Genomic DNA, 14,417 nt, shown 5'->3' on the forward strand with positions numbered 1-14,417 from the left:
TCTTCGTCGGATTTTGCGGGTGGCCTTCCGACGAAGGCTGCGCCGCGTTCGACGAATCGGCACTCAACTTCTGCATGCGCTCGATGTAAGCCTGAATCTCCCGCGCCGCCACCTCGGCGTTTGCGTATGGCCCCTCCAACGTATTTTCCCGTGTGCAGAAGTACAACTCTCCGTTCACACGACACATCCGCTCACTGCGAAAGTACGTGGCGGGGGCATTATCCTGGGCTCGCATGCCATACATGGCGGTCTCCTTGAAGGTGTTCCTGTCGGTGGATCAAATGAGCTTATGCACAAAAGAATTCCCTTGCCCGCGTACCAGATCGACGGCACATCGCCACCTCACCCTTGCGACCTGCACAGTTTTATCCGCGCCCGGTTGCCAACTGTCCCTGTGTGTCGCGATGCTGTGCGCCTAGAATGACGACTCTCGCAACGGGTTCGGGGTACGCATGCACATTTCATCAGGTCGCTGGGTTTACGGTCTGTTCCTGGCCTTGCTGACCGCATTGCTATGGGGAATCCTGCCGATCAAGCTCAAGCAAGTCCTGCAAGTGATGGACCCGGTGACGGTGACATGGTTTCGTTTAATGGTGTCCGGCCTGTGCCTTTTCGTTTATCTGGCGGCAACCAGGCGCCTGCCCAGTCGCAAAGTGCTCGGCCCTCGCGGAGGCTGGCTGGTGCTGATGGCCGTGCTCGGCCTGGTTGGCAACTACGTGTTGTACCTGATGGGCTTGAACCTGCTGAGCCCCGGCACCGCGCAACTCGTGGTGCAGATGGGCCCGATCATGTTGCTGATCGCCAGTCTGTTCGTGTTCAAGGAACGCTTCAGCGTGGGGCAGGGCGTAGGGCTGCTGGTGTTGCTGATCGGCTTCGGGTTGTTCTTCAATCAGCGCCTCGCCGAACTGCTGACCTCGCTGACCGATTACACCGCCGGCGTGCTGCTGGTGTTGCTGGCGTCCACCGTCTGGACGTTCTACGCCTTGGGCCAGAAGCAGTTGCTGACGGTGTGGAATTCGCTGCAGGTGATGATGGTGATCTACCTGTTCTGCGGCTTGTTGCTGACGCCGTGGGTGCATCCACTGGAAGCGCTGCAATTGAGCCCGTTGCAAGGCTGGCTGTTGCTGGCGTGCTGCATGAATACGCTGATCGCTTATGGCGCCTTTGCCGAAGCGTTGGCACACTGGGAAGCATCGCGAGTGAGTGCGACGCTGGCGATTACGCCGCTGGTGACGTTTGCGGCGGTGGCCGTAGCTGCCTGGTTGTGGCCCGAGTTTGTCCACGCCGAGACGATCAATGCGCTGGGCTACGGCGGTGCGGTGCTGGTGGTATTGGGGTCGGCGCTGGTGGCGTTGGGGCCGTCGCTGATTGCGGGGCTGCGGTCTCGGAAGGCGCGGATGGCGGCGGGTTAGACCGCGTCGTCGTTTATCGCGAGCAGGTTCACTCCCACATTAGATCCGAGTGAACCATTCATTGTGGGAGTGAGCCTGCTCGCGATGACTGACTATTGGTCGCTACAAACCTTAACCCTTGGCACCCGCCTCAATCATGTTCTCCGGGCGCACCCACTGATCGAACTCTGCGTCGGTCAGGTACCCCAGCTGCAACGCGGCTTCGCGCAATGTCAGCCCCTCGGCATAAGCCTTCTTGGCAATCTCCGCCGACTTGTCGTAACCGATGTGCGGATTCAGCGCGGTCACCAGCATCAACCCACGTTCCAGGTGTTCCGCCATTTTCTGCGCGTCCGGCTCCAGGCCGGCGATGCAATGCTGGTGGAAGTTACTGCAGCCGTCGCCCAGCAGGCGGATCGATTGCAGCAGGTTGTAGATGATCACCGGTTTGAACACGTTCAACTGCAAGTGACCCTGACTCGCCGCAAAACCGATTGCCACGTCGTTGCCCAATACCTGGCAAGCGAGCATTGACAGCGCTTCGCATTGAGTCGGATTGACCTTGCCGGGCATGATCGAACTGCCCGGTTCGTTGGCCGGCAGTTTCACCTCGGCGAAACCTGCGCGAGGCCCGGAGCCGAGCAAACGCAGGTCGTTGGCAATTTTCATCAGGGTCACAGCCAGGGTTTTCAGCGCGCCGGATAAGGTGGTCAACGGCTCGTGCCCGGCCAGCGCGGCAAACTTGTTTGGTGCAGTCACAAAGGGCAGACCGGAGAGCGCGGCCAGCTCGGCGGCAATCGCTTCGCCAAAACCGTGTGGCGAATTCAGGCCGGTGCCGACAGCGGTGCCGCCCTGTGCCAGTTCGCAGACCGATGGCAAGGCGCTGCGGATCGCCCGCTCGGCGTAATCCAGTTGCGCTATAAAAGCCGAGAGCTCCTGGCCGAAGGTGATCGGCGTCGCGTCCATCATGTGCGTGCGGCCGGTCTTGACCAGCTTCATATGGCGCGCCGAGAGCTCGGCGAGCCCGCCGGACAATTCGTTGATCGCCGGCAGCAGATGCTGCTGAATCGCCTGGGCGGTCGCGATGTGCATGGCAGTAGGGAAGCAGTCGTTGGAACTCTGCGAACGGTTGACGTGATCGTTGGGATGCACCGGCACCTTACCGCCGCGCGGGCTGCCGGCCAGTTCGTTGGCGCGGCCGGCGATCACTTCGTTGACGTTCATGTTGCTCTGGGTGCCGCTGCCGGTCTGCCAGACCACCAGCGGAAACTGGTCGTCGTGACTGCCGGCGAGCACCTCGTCAGCGGCCTGTTCGATCAGCCGGGCGATATCGGCGGGGAGGTCGCCGTTGCGGTCGTTGACGCGCGCTGCGGCTTTTTTGATCAGCGCCAGCGCATGCAGCACCGGCAGCGGCATGCGCTCTTCGCCGATGGCGAAATTGACCAGCGAGCGTTGCGTCTGAGCGCCCCAATAGGCTTCATCCGAGACTTCCACCTGGCCAAGGCTGTCGGTTTCAATACGGCTCATCGTGCACACTCCTGTAGGTCTGATTGCGCAGTTTAGGCCGTGATCACCGGCCGTGGTTCCATCGGTCTGGATTCTGACCATTCAACCCCTCTAATTCAGGTGCGACAAGGCTTGGGGTTGAGTGACACTCTTTTTTAGGCGCAGAATGGGCGCCCTTGGGGTCTTACCTCGCCTGCTAGAAAAGGAAACTCGATGACTCGTCTTCGTGCCATCTGTACCGCGGTTGCACTGGTTTGCGCCAGCGGCCCTGTTTTTGCCGATACCGCCAGCCACAACGCCAGTGCCGAGGCTTTCCTGACCCTGGCTCACGCTGACAAACTGGGCACGCCGGTGTACATGCAAGTGCAGCAAATGTTCGCTCAGCGCTTTGAACAAACCAAAGCTCCGGAGTCGAAAAAGGCTCTGCTGGAAACCTACCAGGCCAAGGCTAACGCCGCTCTGGACCAGGCCATCGGCTGGAAAAAACTGAAGCCGGACATGGTCAAGCTCTACACCACCAACTTCAGCGAATCCGAGCTCAAGGATCTGGTTGCGTTCTACCAGTCGCCCCTGGGCAAGAAAGTCCTGGAAAAAATGCCGCAGCTGACGCAGCAATCGGCCCAGATGACCCAGGCCAAACTGGAAAGTGCGGTACCTGTGGTCAACAAACTGCTGGCCGACATGACAGCCGAGCTGGAGCCTAAAGGCGCCGCTCCTGCCAAGAAAAAGCCGTAAGCGGAGTTTGGTATGACCATGCAACAACGCATCGAATCTACGCTGGGCCTGTTACAGCCCGAGCACCTGCAAGTGCTGGATGAAAGCCACATGCACAGTCGTGGGTTGCAGACCCACTACAAGGCTGTGGTGGTGAGCCAGCAGTTTGAAGGGCTCAATCGTGTCAAGCGGCACCAGAAAGTATATGGCACGCTCGGCGAGCTGATGGGCGAGTTCCATGCGTTGGCGTTGCATACCTACACGCCAGAGGAATGGGCACATATCGAAACGGCCCCGGCCTCGCCGACCTGTGCGGGAGGGGAGAAGCAGCAGAAACAGCTTTAAGCTGCAAGCTGCAAGCTTAAGACGCCGCGCGCCACACTTGCCGCTTGAAGCTTGCGGCTTGAAACTGCTTTTCTTGCTAGAATCCGCAACGCGCCGCTTACCCGGCGCGTTTTTTTTTCGCATCCGGTTCACCCCTTACGAGGGTAGCCACCTGGAGAATCACCCATGACACAACAGATTGTCGTGGCGGCACTGTATAAGTTCGTCACTCTGGAAAACTACGTCGAAATGCGCGAGCCGCTGTTGCAGGCGATGGTCGACAACGGCATCAAAGGCACTTTGCTGATTGCCGAAGAAGGCATCAACGGCACCGTTTCCGGTAGCCGTGAAGGCATCGACGGGCTGATGGCCTGGCTCAAGAACGATCCGCGCATGGACGACATCGACCATAAAGAGTCGTACTGCGACGACCAGCCGTTCTATCGCACCAAGGTCAAACTGAAAAAAGAAATCGTCACCCTCGGCGTCGAAGGCGTAGACCCTAACAAAACGGTCGGCACCTACGTCGATCCGCAGAACTGGAACGCGCTGATCAGGGATCCTGAAGTACTGCTGATCGACACCCGCAACGACTACGAAGTTTCGATCGGCACCTTCGAGGGCGCCGTCGATCCGAAGACGACCAGTTTTCGCGAATTCCCCGATTACATCAAAGCCAACTTCGACCCGGCCGTGCACAAGAAAGTCGCGATGTTCTGCACGGGTGGCATTCGCTGTGAAAAAGCCTCGAGCTATATGCTCAGTCAGGGTTTCGATGAGGTGTATCACCTCAAGGGCGGCATTCTGAAATACCTCGAAGAGGTGCCGCAGGAAGAAACCAAGTGGCAGGGCGACTGCTTTGTCTTCGATAACCGCGTCACCGTGCGCCACGACCTCAGCGAAGGCGACTACGATCAATGTCATGCCTGTCGCACACCGGTGAGCGTTGAAGACCGCACGTCCGAGCATTACGTCGCCGGCATCAGTTGCCCGCATTGCTGGGATACGCTGAGCGAGAAAACCCGCCGCAGTGCCATCGACCGGCAAAAGCAGATCGAGCTGGCCAAGGCACGCAACCTGCCTCACCCGATCGGCTACAACTACAAGCAAACTCCTACCGAGGCTTGAACCATGTCTGCTCGCCGCTTGCTCTATGTGATGGACCCGATGTGTTCCTGGTGCTGGGGCTTTGCGCCGGTGGCCAACGCGCTGGTCGAACAGGCGCACTCGGCGGGGGTGGAATTGCATCTGGTGGTCGGGGGGTTGCGCACCGGCAATGGCGCGGCGCTGGAGCCGACCACTCGGCGCTACATTCTCGAACACTGGCTGGCGGTGAACGAAGCCACCGGTCAGCCGTTCAAGCGTGAAGGGGCGTTGCCCGAGGGTTTTGTCTACGACACCGAGCCGGCCTGCCGTGCGCTGGTCACGGCGCGCAGCCTGGCGCCGGATTGCGCGTGGAAACTGCTCGGGTTGATCCAGCATGCGTTCTACGCAGAAGGTCGCGATGTTACCCAAGCCAGTGTGCTGGTGGAGCTCGCGGAACAGGCCGGTCTGCCCCGCATCGAATTTGCCGCGGCGTTTGACCGTGCAGATCAGCACGCGGCAACCGCTGCCGATTTTACCTGGGTGCAGGATCTGGGCATCGCCGGTTTTCCAACCCTGCTCGCCGAGCGTGACGGCCAGTTGGCGCTGTTGACCAATGGCTACCAGCCGCTGAGTGTGTTGTCGCCGTTGCTCGGCCGTTGGCTGGAGCGTGCCGCCTGTGCCTGACTCGCTGGCAGACGCAGCAGCGCCCGAGCGTGTTGATCGATTGAGCTGGGCCGAAATTCGTCGTCTGGCCCTGCAGCATAAAAAATCCCTCTGGATCGCCAACGGCGTCGCTGTGCTGGCGACGCTGTGCAGCGTGCCGATTCCCTTGCTGCTGCCGTTGCTGGTCGACGAAGTGCTACTGGGGCACGGCGATTCCGCCCTGAAAATCATGAACCATGCACTGCCGGACGCCTGGCAGAAAGCAGCCGGCTACATCGGCCTGATGCTGCTGGTGACGCTCTGTCTGCGTTGTGCCGCGTTGCTCTTCAACGTGGTGCAGGCGCGGTTGTTTGCGGCCCTGGCCAAGGACATCGTCTACCGCATTCGTGTGCGGCTGATCGAACGGCTCAAGCGTATTTCCCTAGGTGAATACGAAAGCCTGGGCAGCGGCACGGTGACCACGCACCTGGTCACCGACCTCGACACCCTGGACAAATTCGTCGGCGAGACCCTCAGCCGCTTCCTGGTGGCCATGCTGACCCTGGTCGGCACCTCGGGCATTCTGATGTGGATGCACTGGAAGCTCGCGCTGCTGATTCTGCTGTTCAACCCGCTGGTGATTTACGCCACGGTGCAGTTGGGCAAACGGGTCAAACACCTGAAAAAACTCGAGAACGACAGCACCTCGCGCTTCACGCAGGCCTTGACCGAAACCCTCGACTCGATCCAGGAAGTGCGCGCCGGCAATCGCCAGGGGTTTTTTCTCGGGCGGCTCGGGCACCGCGCTCGGGAAGTGCGCGATTACGCGGTGAATTCGCAGTGGAAAACCGATGCGTCGAACCGGGCGAGCGGCTTGTTGTTCCAGTTCGGTATAGACATTTTTCGTGCTGCCGCCATGCTCACGGTGCTGTTTTCCGACCTGTCGATCGGCCAGATGCTCGCGGTGTTCAGCTACCTGTGGTTCATGATCGGTCCGGTCGAACAGCTGTTGAACCTGCAATACGCTTACTACGCTGCCGGTGGCGCGCTGTCGCGGATCAACGAGCTGCTGGCCCGCGCCGATGAGCCGGAATACGCCGGTGGCGTCGACCCGTTCAAGGGCCGTGAAACCGTGGGCATTGAAGTGCAGGGCTTGAGCTTCGGTTATGGCGAGGAGTTGGTGCTGAACCAGATGAACCTGTCGATCGCCCCCGGCGAAAAGGTCGCCGTGGTCGGTGCCAGCGGTGGCGGCAAGAGCACGCTGGTGCAATTGCTGCTGGGCCTGTACACGCCGCTCGCGGGGACGATTCGCTTTGGCGGATCAACCCAGCAGGAGATCGGCTTGCCCACCGTTCGCGAAAACGTCGCCGTGGTTCTGCAACATCCGGCACTGTTCAACGACACCATTCGCGCCAACCTGACCATGGGCCGCGAGCGGACCGACGATGCCTGCTGGCAAGCGCTTGAAATCGCTCAGTTGCACGCCACGGTGCGGGAACTGCCCAATGGCCTCGACAGCATCGTCGGTCGCTCCGGGGTGCGTTTGTCCGGGGGCCAGCGCCAGCGGCTGGCGATCGCGCGCATGGTGCTGGCCGGACCGAAAGTGGTGATTCTCGACGAGGCAACCTCGGCGCTGGATGCCGCCACCGAATACAACCTGCACCAGGCCTTGGCGCGGTTCCTCAGCAACCGCACGACTCTGATCATTGCGCACCGCTTGTCTGCGGTGAAGCAGGCCGACCGCGTGCTGGTCTTTGACGGCGGGCAAATCGCCGAGGATGGCGACCATCAGCAACTGATTGCCGATGGCGGCTTGTACGCCAAACTCTATGGGCATCTGCAGCAGCATTGAGCCGCACTTCAGGGCGAGTGAACGGAGGAACTGTTTGCCAGTGCGTGGGTCAGCACTTCACTGAAAACAGTTATTTACATGCGCTTGTTCACAGCTCGAGGCTTCTCGCTTGCCGGGATCGAGAACGCCCCCTAGTCTAGCTGTAGCGATCACGTTGGATGCTGATCTGGCAGTGCTAAAACAAGGGACCTCATGAAACAAACGCGGACACTCGGAACGCCCCGGTTGCTCGGTATTGTCTGGCCATTTATCGCCGTAGTGCTGTTTCAGGCCCTGCTGGGTGGTGTCAGCCTGTACGTTCTTTCCGCGGTGCGCGGTTACGTTGCTGGTGAAAGTCTTTGGTCCAAGGGCCAGAAAGACGCCATCTATTACCTGAATCTCTACGCCGACAGTCGCGACGAGAGCATCTTCAACAAATACCGTAATGCGATAGCCGTGCCGCAAGGTGGTCACGAGTTGCGCGTTGCACTGGACCAGCAGCCGCCAGACATCGAAGCGGCGCGCCAGGCCGTCCTCAAGGGCGGCAACCACCCGGACGACGTTTCCAGCGTGATCTGGCTATACCTCAACTTCCGTCATTTCAGTTACCTCGAAAAAGCCATCGACCTGTGGACGGTGGGTGACAGCTATCTGGTTCGGCTGGATGATGTGGCCGCAGAAATGCACCGCAGCATCGCCGCAAGCGCTGCCACCGATCGCGATATCAAGCGCTGGAAAGACCAGATTTTTGGCATCAATGATGGCGTGACGCCGGCGGCCAAAGCTTTCAGTGATGCGCTGGGCGAAGGTTCGCGGATGATCCTGCGCTTGCTGCTGGTGACCAACCTGGCCACAGCGCTGGGCCTGATTGTTTTGGCCCTGATGCGCACGCATAAGCTGCTCAGGCAGCGGCATGCCTTCGCGGAGGCGTTGCAGCTGGAAAAAGACCGTGCGCAAATCACTCTGCAATCCATCGGCGATGGGGTGATCACCACGGATGTCGAAGGCGCCATTGCTTACATGAACCCGGCGGCCGAGGCGCTCACCCACTGGAAGGCCGAACAGGCCGCAGGATTGCCCTTGGCGTCGTTGTTCAATCTGCTGGACGAAAATGCGCAGGCTGAAGGCTTCACCCTGATCGAACACATTTTGAGTGGGCAATTGAGCGGCGCCAGTGAACATTCCAAATTGATTCAACGGCTGGACGGCAGCACGGTGTCGGTCACGCTGGTGGGTGCGCCGATCCGCAACGCGGGCAAGGTCAGCGGTACCGTACTGGTGTTGCACGACATGACCCAGGAGCGACAGTACATTGCCAACCTTTCCTGGCAGGCAACGCATGACGCGTTGACCGGTTTGGCCAACCGTCGCGAATTCGAATATCGCCTCGAACAGGCGCTGCACAATCTGTCACGACAGGGCGGGCGCCATGCGCTGATGTTCCTCGACCTTGATCAATTTAAACTGGTCAATGACACCTGTGGTCATGCGGCGGGCGATGAATTGCTGCGCCATATTTGCGCGTTGCTGCAGTCGGGCCTGCGCGAGGGCGATACCCTGGCCCGTTTGGGTGGCGACGAGTTCGGCATCCTCCTGGAAAACTGTGCACCGGAAGCGGCCGAGAAAATCGCCGAGAGTCTGCGCCAGACCGTGCAAAACCTGCATTTTGTCTGGAAAGGCCGACCTTTCGTCACCACCGTCAGCGTCGGGCTGGTGCACGTCAATCAGCAGCCAACCACCCTCGAAACTTCGTTGCGGGCGGCCGACATGGCGTGCTACATGGCCAAGGAGAAAGGCCGCAACCGGGTGCAGGTCTACCACGCAGACGACTCGGAGTTGTCTTTGCGCTTTGGCGAGATGGCCTGGGTGCAGCGATTGCACATGGCGCTGGAAGAAGATCGATTCTGCCTGTATGCGCAGGAAATCGCGCCACTCGGGAATGTCGAACAGGGCTCGGGGCACATCGAAATTCTCCTGCGTTTGCACGACGAATCCGGGCGTATGATCCTGCCCGACAGCTTCATCCCAGCGGCAGAACGTTATGGTTTGATGACCTCGCTGGATCGATGGGTCGTGCAGAACGTGTTCAAGATCATCGCCCAATGCATTGCCGAAAAACACCAGGGTCCACTGGCAATGTGTGCGATCAATCTGTCAGGCACCACTATTGGAGACGAGGCATTTCTCGACTTCTTGCGTGAACAATTTGTAGCTCACTCGATACCGCCTGAAATGATTTGTTTTGAAATCACGGAAACCAGTGCGATTTCAAATCTTGGCAGTGCAATTAAATTTATCAATGAGCTCAAAGGTTTAGGGTGTCATTTTTCACTGGATGACTTTTGTGCCGGGATGTCCTCATTCGCCTACTTGAAACATTTGCCTGTAGACTTCTTGAAGATTGACGGGAGTTTCGTTAAGGATATGTTGGACGACCCTATTAACCGTGCCATGGTCGAGGTGATCAATCACATCGGTCATGTCATGGGTAAGCGTACGATTGCGGAGTTTGTCGAGACACCCCAGATTGAGCAGGCGCTGCTGGAGATCGGGGTGGATTATGCTCAAGGATATGTGATCGAACGTCCGCATCTGTTTACCTGCGACAGTTTGCAAAGTCGTCCCGCCAGGCCGCAGCCTTTGTTGTTCAAGGCACCTGGTACGTTCCGTTGAAATCTCTTGCTGATCCTTACAATCACAATCAAAAGGAACCCGACAGTGATCGACACATTCAACCGAACCGGACCACTCATGGAAGCTGCAAGTTATCCCGCCTGGGCTCAACAGCTCATCCAGGATTGCAGCGAGAGTAAGCGCCGGGTTGTCGAACATGAATTGTACAAGCGCATGCGCGATAACAAGCTCAGCGCCAAGACCATGCGCCACTACCTTATTGGTGGTTGGCCAGTGGTCGAACAGTTCGCGTTATATATGGCACAAAATCTGACCAAGACCCGTTTTGCCCGCCATCCCGGCGAGGACATGGCGCGTCGCTGGTTGATGCGAAATATCCGTGTGGAACTCAACCACGCTGATTACTGGGTGCACTGGAGCCGTGCTCATGGTGTGAGCCTGGAGGATCTGCAAGCGCAGGATGTTGCCCCGGAACTGCACGCACTGAGTCATTGGTGTTGGCACACCAGTTCTTCAGACTCGCTGATTGTCGCGATTGCCGCGACCAACTACGCGATTGAGGGGGCGACGGGCGAGTGGTCGGCGGTAGTCTGCTCAAGTGGCGTCTATGCGGCGGCCTTTCCCGAGGAAGATCGCAAGCGGGCGATGAAGTGGTTGAAGATGCATGCCCAGTACGACGATGCCCATCCGTGGGAAGCACTGGAAATCATCTGTACGCTGGCAGGGATGAACCCGACCAAGGCGTTGCAGGTTGAGCTGCGTCAGGCCGTGTGCAAGAGCTACGACTACATGTTCCTGTTCCTGGAGCGTTGCATGCAACTTGAACAGGCGGAGAAAGCGCCAGCCACACGCGAACGCGTGGAGCTGGCCGAAAGCTGACCCGTGTAACGCTCGGAAAAAAAGCCCGCCGCTCTGCGCTGACAGAACGGCGGGCTTTTTTGTTACCCAATGCTGATCACGTGCTGATCTTCAGGCCGATCAGGCCACACAGGATCAAGGCAACACTGGCCAGTCTGAAAAACGCCATGGATTCACCGAACAGAATGATCCCGGCAATCACCGTACCGATTGCGCCGACGCCAGTCCAGATGGCGTAAGCAGTGCCGAGCGGTAATTCCTTCATGGCAAGACCGAGCAAACCAAGGCTGATCACCATGGCGCCAACGGTCAATGCAGTGGGGAGAGGGCGGCTGAAACCGTCGGTATATTTCAGTCCGACAGCCCAGCCCACTTCGAACAGGCCGGCAAAAAACAGAATGATCCAGGACATGGAAGACCTCCATCGATTGACGGGGTCGTCCCCGGATAATGACTCGATCGAGTCGCGAGGTCGTCCTCGCGTTGCGCAATATAGTGCCCATCATTAGCCCGGGGATCAAGCTCCCGATTCAGTCTGCCGTTTGCCGAGCGAGTAAATCGCGGTCTTGCTTTTCACTCATCCGCCGGAACCAGGTTGAGAGCAGGGCGCCGGAGATGTTGTGCCAGACACTGAACAATGCGCTGGGCACGGCCGCCAGCGGCGAGAAATGCGCACTGGCCAGTGCGGCACCGAGGCCGGAGTTCTGCATGCCGACTTCCAGCGCGAGGGTCTTGCGCTGCGCCAGTGGCAATTTGAACAGGTGGCCGGTGAGGTAACCCAGCAGGTAACCGAAGCTGTTATGCAGCATCACCACCGCCATGATCAGCAGGCCGGATTCGGCAATTTTCGCCTGACTGGCCGCCACGACGGCGGCGACGATGATCACGATGCTCACCACCGACACCAGGGGCAGCACTTCCACCGCATAGCGTGCGTGCGCGCCCAGCACGCGTTGAGTGATCAGGCCCAGCACGATCGGCAGCAGAACGATCTGCAGAATCGACCAGAACAAGTCGAGGAACGAGACCGGCAACCAGGCCGACGCCAGCAGCCAGATCAGCGCCGGGGTCAACAGAGGCGCCAGCAGCGTAGTGATGGCGGAGATCGCCACGGCCAGTGCGAGGTCGCCTCGGGCCAGCCAGGTCATCACGTTGGAGGAGGTGCCGCTCGGGCAGCAGCCGACCAGAATGACCCCGACGGCAATCTCCGGTGGCAGCTTGAACACCTGGCACAGCAACCATGCCATGCCCGGCATGATCACGAATTGAGCGATGACCCCGAGGGCCACGCGCCACGGGTGGCGTGCGACTTCCGCGAAATCTTCGAGTTTGAGGGTCAGGCCCATGCCGAACATCACCAGGCCCAATAGCGGCACGATGGCCACTTTGAGGCCGACGAACCACTCGGGTTGCAGAAACGCCAGCACGGCGAAGAGCAGCACCCAGTAAGCGAAAGTGTTGCCGACAAAGCGACTCAGTGCAGCCAGTGCGCGCATGGTCTGATCCTTATTATTGAGTAGCAGCACAAACAAATGTGGGAGGGAACAAGCTCCCTCCCACATTAGAATTACAAGGTTTTAAATCCCTTGCGGCATTTCTTCCCCACCCAGCGCCTCGACCAGTGCCGGCAGGAAATCGCCGAAAGTCAGCATCATCAGGGTGAAGCTTGCATCGAGCTGGCCCAAGGCTTCTTCGCCACCGTCCTGTTCCGCCTGATCCTGCAGCAGATCTTCGAACTTCAGGCGTTTGACCACCATCTTGTCATCGAGTACGAACGACAACTTGTCCTGCCAGGCCAGTGACAACTGGGTCACTACTTTGCCGGTGCTCAGGTGCAGCTGGATTTCTTCGCTGGTCAGGTCCTGACGCTTGCAGCGCACAATACCGCCATCTTCGTGAGTGTCGCGCAGCTCGCATTCATCCAGCACAAAGAAATCGTCCGCCGCTTTCTGCGTGGTGACCCACTCGGTCATGGTTGCGGTAGGCGACATTTTTACAGTCAGCGGACGCACCGGCAGCGTGCCGATCACTTCACGCAGGGTCGACAGCAGGTCTTCGGCACGTTTCGGGCTGGCCGAGTTGACCAGGATCAGACCCTGTTTCGGTGCAATCGCGGCGAAAGTCGACGAGCGACGGATGAACGCGCGGGGCAGGAAGGCCTGGATGATTTCATCCTTGATCTGATCGCGTTCCTTTTTATAGACCTTGCGCATTTGCTCGGCTTCGATCTCGTCGATCTTTTCCTTCACCGCGTCACGCACGACGCTGCCAGGCAGGATGCGTTCTTCCTTGCGTGCGGAAATCAGCAGGAAGTCACCACTGACGTGAACGAGCGGGGCATCTTCGCCCTTGCCGAACGGCGCGACGAAACCGTAAGTGGTCAACTCCTGGCTTGCACAAGGACGCGCAACTTTGGTCGCCAGTGCAGTTTCCAACGCCTCGGCATCAAAAGGCAGATCTTGGGTCAGGCGATAGATAAGCAGGTTTTTGAACCACATGGGGCGGGTCTCTCCTTTAACAAAGGGGGGCATTATTCTCTTCGTGGCGCCATAGGCCAACCCTTCTCTAAGCCTTTGGAAGGCCTGAGAAAATTATTTTAGAAAGTGCTTGCCAGAGCAGAGGTCGCTCCGTAGAATGCGCGCCACACCGAAAGTGAAGGGTGATTAGCTCAGCTGGGAGAGCGTCTGCCTTACAAGCAGAATGTCGGCGGTTCGATCCCGTCATCACCCACCATTCGCTTCCAGTGTTACGCGCAGCGGTAGTTCAGTCGGTTAGAATACCGGCCTGTCACGCCGGGGGTCGCGGGTTCGAGTCCCGTCCGCTGCGCCATATTCGATGATCTGGCACGCTGAACGCCGGGTCGTCAAGGAAAAGCCCGCTCACTGCGGGTTTTTTTCTGTCTGAAGTTCCTGCAGGATGTGTCGTGTTATCAGTTTTCAGATTTTTTGAATTATTTTTCAATTAAATCAACATGTTATGAAAATCTGTGGCACAATGCGCCCCGCAACGAAGGTAAAGGGTGATTAGCTCAGCTGGGAGAGCGTCTGCCTTACAAGCAGAATGTCGGCGGTTCGATCCCGTCATCACCCACCACTACTTTCAACGCTACGCGCAGCGGTAGTTCAGTCGGTTAGAATACCGGCCTGTCACGCCGGGGGTCGCGGGTTCGAGTCCCGTCCGCTGCGCCATATTCGGTAACCTGGAACGCTGAACGCCAGGTCACCACACAGAAAGCCCGCTTTATGCGGGCTTTTTGCCGTCTGCGATTTGGCTTTTTCCGGTGTTTGAACCCATCCTGAAGTCTGCGGGCGATCCATATCGGAAGAAGATGACAGAAGCTTCATCGTCTCAATCCGCCAATGAACCTGAACACCTGAACTAATCAGAAATTTCCTGCTCTCATGCCGGTAGCCATTGGTCGTGGCCGCCTG

General features: G+C 58.7%; 12 protein-coding genes, 4 tRNA genes and 1 pseudogene. 12 read left to right on the forward strand and 5 right to left on the reverse strand.

Features of this window, described 5'->3' with window-relative positions; translation table 11 throughout:
* Window positions 1-58: 58 nt before the first annotated feature.
* Window positions 59-244: pseudogene (locus ACYZTS_RS14780) on the reverse strand (DUF6316 family protein); the annotation flags it as partial.
* 208 nt (window positions 245-452) lie between these two features.
* Here ACYZTS_RS14780 and ACYZTS_RS14785 point away from each other — a divergent pair.
* Window positions 453-1,412: a DMT family transporter gene (locus ACYZTS_RS14785; RefSeq protein ID WP_028620647.1), complete on the forward strand. Its 960-nt coding sequence runs from the start codon at window positions 453-455 to the stop codon at window positions 1,410-1,412.
* A gap of 111 nt (window positions 1,413-1,523) precedes the next feature.
* Here the strand turns inward: ACYZTS_RS14785 and ACYZTS_RS14790 are convergent, their stop codons facing one another.
* A complete protein-coding gene (locus tag ACYZTS_RS14790) occupies window positions 1,524-2,918 on the reverse strand; it encodes a class II fumarate hydratase (protein ID WP_461990097.1) in 1,395 nt (464 codons plus the stop codon).
* Window positions 2,919-3,110: 192 nt separating this feature from the next.
* On the opposite strand from ACYZTS_RS14790, the gene ACYZTS_RS14795 reads away from it, so the two are divergent.
* From ACYZTS_RS14795 to ACYZTS_RS14825, 7 genes are all read left to right on the forward strand, one after another.
* A complete protein-coding gene (locus ACYZTS_RS14795) occupies window positions 3,111-3,632 on the forward strand; it encodes a DUF2059 domain-containing protein (RefSeq protein ID WP_028620649.1) in 522 nt (173 codons plus the stop codon).
* 12 nt (window positions 3,633-3,644) lie between these two features.
* Window positions 3,645-3,956 carry a BolA family protein gene (locus tag ACYZTS_RS14800; RefSeq protein ID WP_461990099.1) on the forward strand — a complete coding sequence of 104 codons (312 nt, stop codon included), beginning with the start codon at window positions 3,645-3,647 and terminating at the stop codon, window positions 3,954-3,956.
* Window positions 3,957-4,121: 165 nt separating this feature from the next.
* Window positions 4,122-5,063: an oxygen-dependent tRNA uridine(34) hydroxylase TrhO gene (trhO, locus tag ACYZTS_RS14805; RefSeq protein ID WP_461990101.1), complete on the forward strand. Its 942-nt coding sequence runs from the start codon at window positions 4,122-4,124 to the stop codon at window positions 5,061-5,063.
* 3 nt (window positions 5,064-5,066) lie between these two features.
* On the forward strand, window positions 5,067-5,705 hold the full coding sequence (locus ACYZTS_RS14810) for a DsbA family protein (RefSeq protein WP_461990103.1): 639 nt from the start codon (window positions 5,067-5,069) through the stop codon (window positions 5,703-5,705).
* A gap of 4 nt (window positions 5,706-5,709) precedes the next feature.
* Entirely contained in the window at window positions 5,710-7,515 is a 1,806-nt protein-coding gene (locus ACYZTS_RS14815) for an ABC transporter ATP-binding protein (RefSeq protein WP_461996449.1), read from the forward strand.
* A gap of 192 nt (window positions 7,516-7,707) precedes the next feature.
* Window positions 7,708-10,167, forward strand: coding sequence for an EAL domain-containing protein (locus tag ACYZTS_RS14820; RefSeq protein WP_461990104.1), 2,460 nt, complete (start codon window positions 7,708-7,710; stop codon window positions 10,165-10,167).
* A gap of 78 nt (window positions 10,168-10,245) precedes the next feature.
* Entirely contained in the window at window positions 10,246-11,007 is a 762-nt protein-coding gene (locus tag ACYZTS_RS14825; protein ID WP_442961278.1) for a TenA family transcriptional regulator, read from the forward strand.
* Window positions 11,008-11,083: 76 nt separating this feature from the next.
* Here the strand turns inward: ACYZTS_RS14825 and sugE are convergent, their stop codons facing one another.
* The 3 genes from sugE to rdgC form a co-directional block, all read right to left on the reverse strand.
* Window positions 11,084-11,398 (reverse strand): quaternary ammonium compound efflux SMR transporter SugE, encoded by a 315-nt coding sequence (gene sugE, locus ACYZTS_RS14830; protein ID WP_028620656.1) that lies wholly within the window; start codon window positions 11,396-11,398, stop codon window positions 11,084-11,086.
* A 118-nt stretch (window positions 11,399-11,516) separates the two neighbouring features.
* Window positions 11,517-12,482, reverse strand: coding sequence for a bile acid:sodium symporter family protein (locus tag ACYZTS_RS14835; RefSeq protein WP_461990106.1), 966 nt, complete (start codon window positions 12,480-12,482; stop codon window positions 11,517-11,519).
* A gap of 81 nt (window positions 12,483-12,563) precedes the next feature.
* Window positions 12,564-13,484: a recombination-associated protein RdgC gene (gene rdgC / locus ACYZTS_RS14840; protein ID WP_028620658.1), complete on the reverse strand. Its 921-nt coding sequence runs from the start codon at window positions 13,482-13,484 to the stop codon at window positions 12,564-12,566.
* A 159-nt stretch (window positions 13,485-13,643) separates the two neighbouring features.
* Here rdgC and ACYZTS_RS14845 point away from each other — a divergent pair.
* The 4 genes from ACYZTS_RS14845 to ACYZTS_RS14860 all read left to right on the forward strand — a co-directional run bounded on the left by ACYZTS_RS14845 (window position 13,644) and on the right by ACYZTS_RS14860 (window position 14,174).
* Window positions 13,644-13,719: transfer RNA gene (locus ACYZTS_RS14845), tRNA-Val, on the forward strand.
* A gap of 19 nt (window positions 13,720-13,738) precedes the next feature.
* Window positions 13,739-13,815: transfer RNA gene (locus ACYZTS_RS14850), tRNA-Asp, on the forward strand.
* 188 nt (window positions 13,816-14,003) lie between these two features.
* Window positions 14,004-14,079: transfer RNA gene (locus tag ACYZTS_RS14855), tRNA-Val, on the forward strand.
* A gap of 18 nt (window positions 14,080-14,097) precedes the next feature.
* Window positions 14,098-14,174, forward strand: a tRNA-Asp gene (locus ACYZTS_RS14860).
* The last annotated feature ends 243 nt before the right edge of the window (window positions 14,175-14,417 follow it).

The organism is Pseudomonas sp. TMB3-21 (genome assembly GCF_054898145.1).

What these genes read in the sequence shown, in the direction of transcription:
- ACYZTS_RS14785 (WP_028620647.1), top strand. Translation starts at nt 453, where the DNA reads ATGCACATTTCATCAGGTCGCTGGGTTTACGGTCTGTTCCTGGCCTTG.
- ACYZTS_RS14790 (WP_461990097.1), bottom strand. Translation starts at nt 2,918, where the DNA reads ATGAGCCGTATTGAAACCGACAGCCTTGGCCAGGTGGAAGTCTCGGAT.
- ACYZTS_RS14795 (WP_028620649.1), top strand. Translation starts at nt 3,111, where the DNA reads ATGACTCGTCTTCGTGCCATCTGTACCGCGGTTGCACTGGTTTGCGCC.
- ACYZTS_RS14800 (WP_461990099.1), top strand. Translation starts at nt 3,645, where the DNA reads ATGACCATGCAACAACGCATCGAATCTACGCTGGGCCTGTTACAGCCC.
- trhO (WP_461990101.1), top strand. Translation starts at nt 4,122, where the DNA reads ATGACACAACAGATTGTCGTGGCGGCACTGTATAAGTTCGTCACTCTG.
- ACYZTS_RS14810 (WP_461990103.1), top strand. Translation starts at nt 5,067, where the DNA reads ATGTCTGCTCGCCGCTTGCTCTATGTGATGGACCCGATGTGTTCCTGG.
- ACYZTS_RS14820 (WP_461990104.1), top strand. Translation starts at nt 7,708, where the DNA reads ATGAAACAAACGCGGACACTCGGAACGCCCCGGTTGCTCGGTATTGTC.
- ACYZTS_RS14825 (WP_442961278.1), top strand. Translation starts at nt 10,246, where the DNA reads ATGGAAGCTGCAAGTTATCCCGCCTGGGCTCAACAGCTCATCCAGGAT.
- sugE (WP_028620656.1), bottom strand. Translation starts at nt 11,398, where the DNA reads ATGTCCTGGATCATTCTGTTTTTTGCCGGCCTGTTCGAAGTGGGCTGG.
- ACYZTS_RS14835 (WP_461990106.1), bottom strand. Translation starts at nt 12,482, where the DNA reads ATGCGCGCACTGGCTGCACTGAGTCGCTTTGTCGGCAACACTTTCGCT.
- rdgC (WP_028620658.1), bottom strand. Translation starts at nt 13,484, where the DNA reads ATGTGGTTCAAAAACCTGCTTATCTATCGCCTGACCCAAGATCTGCCT.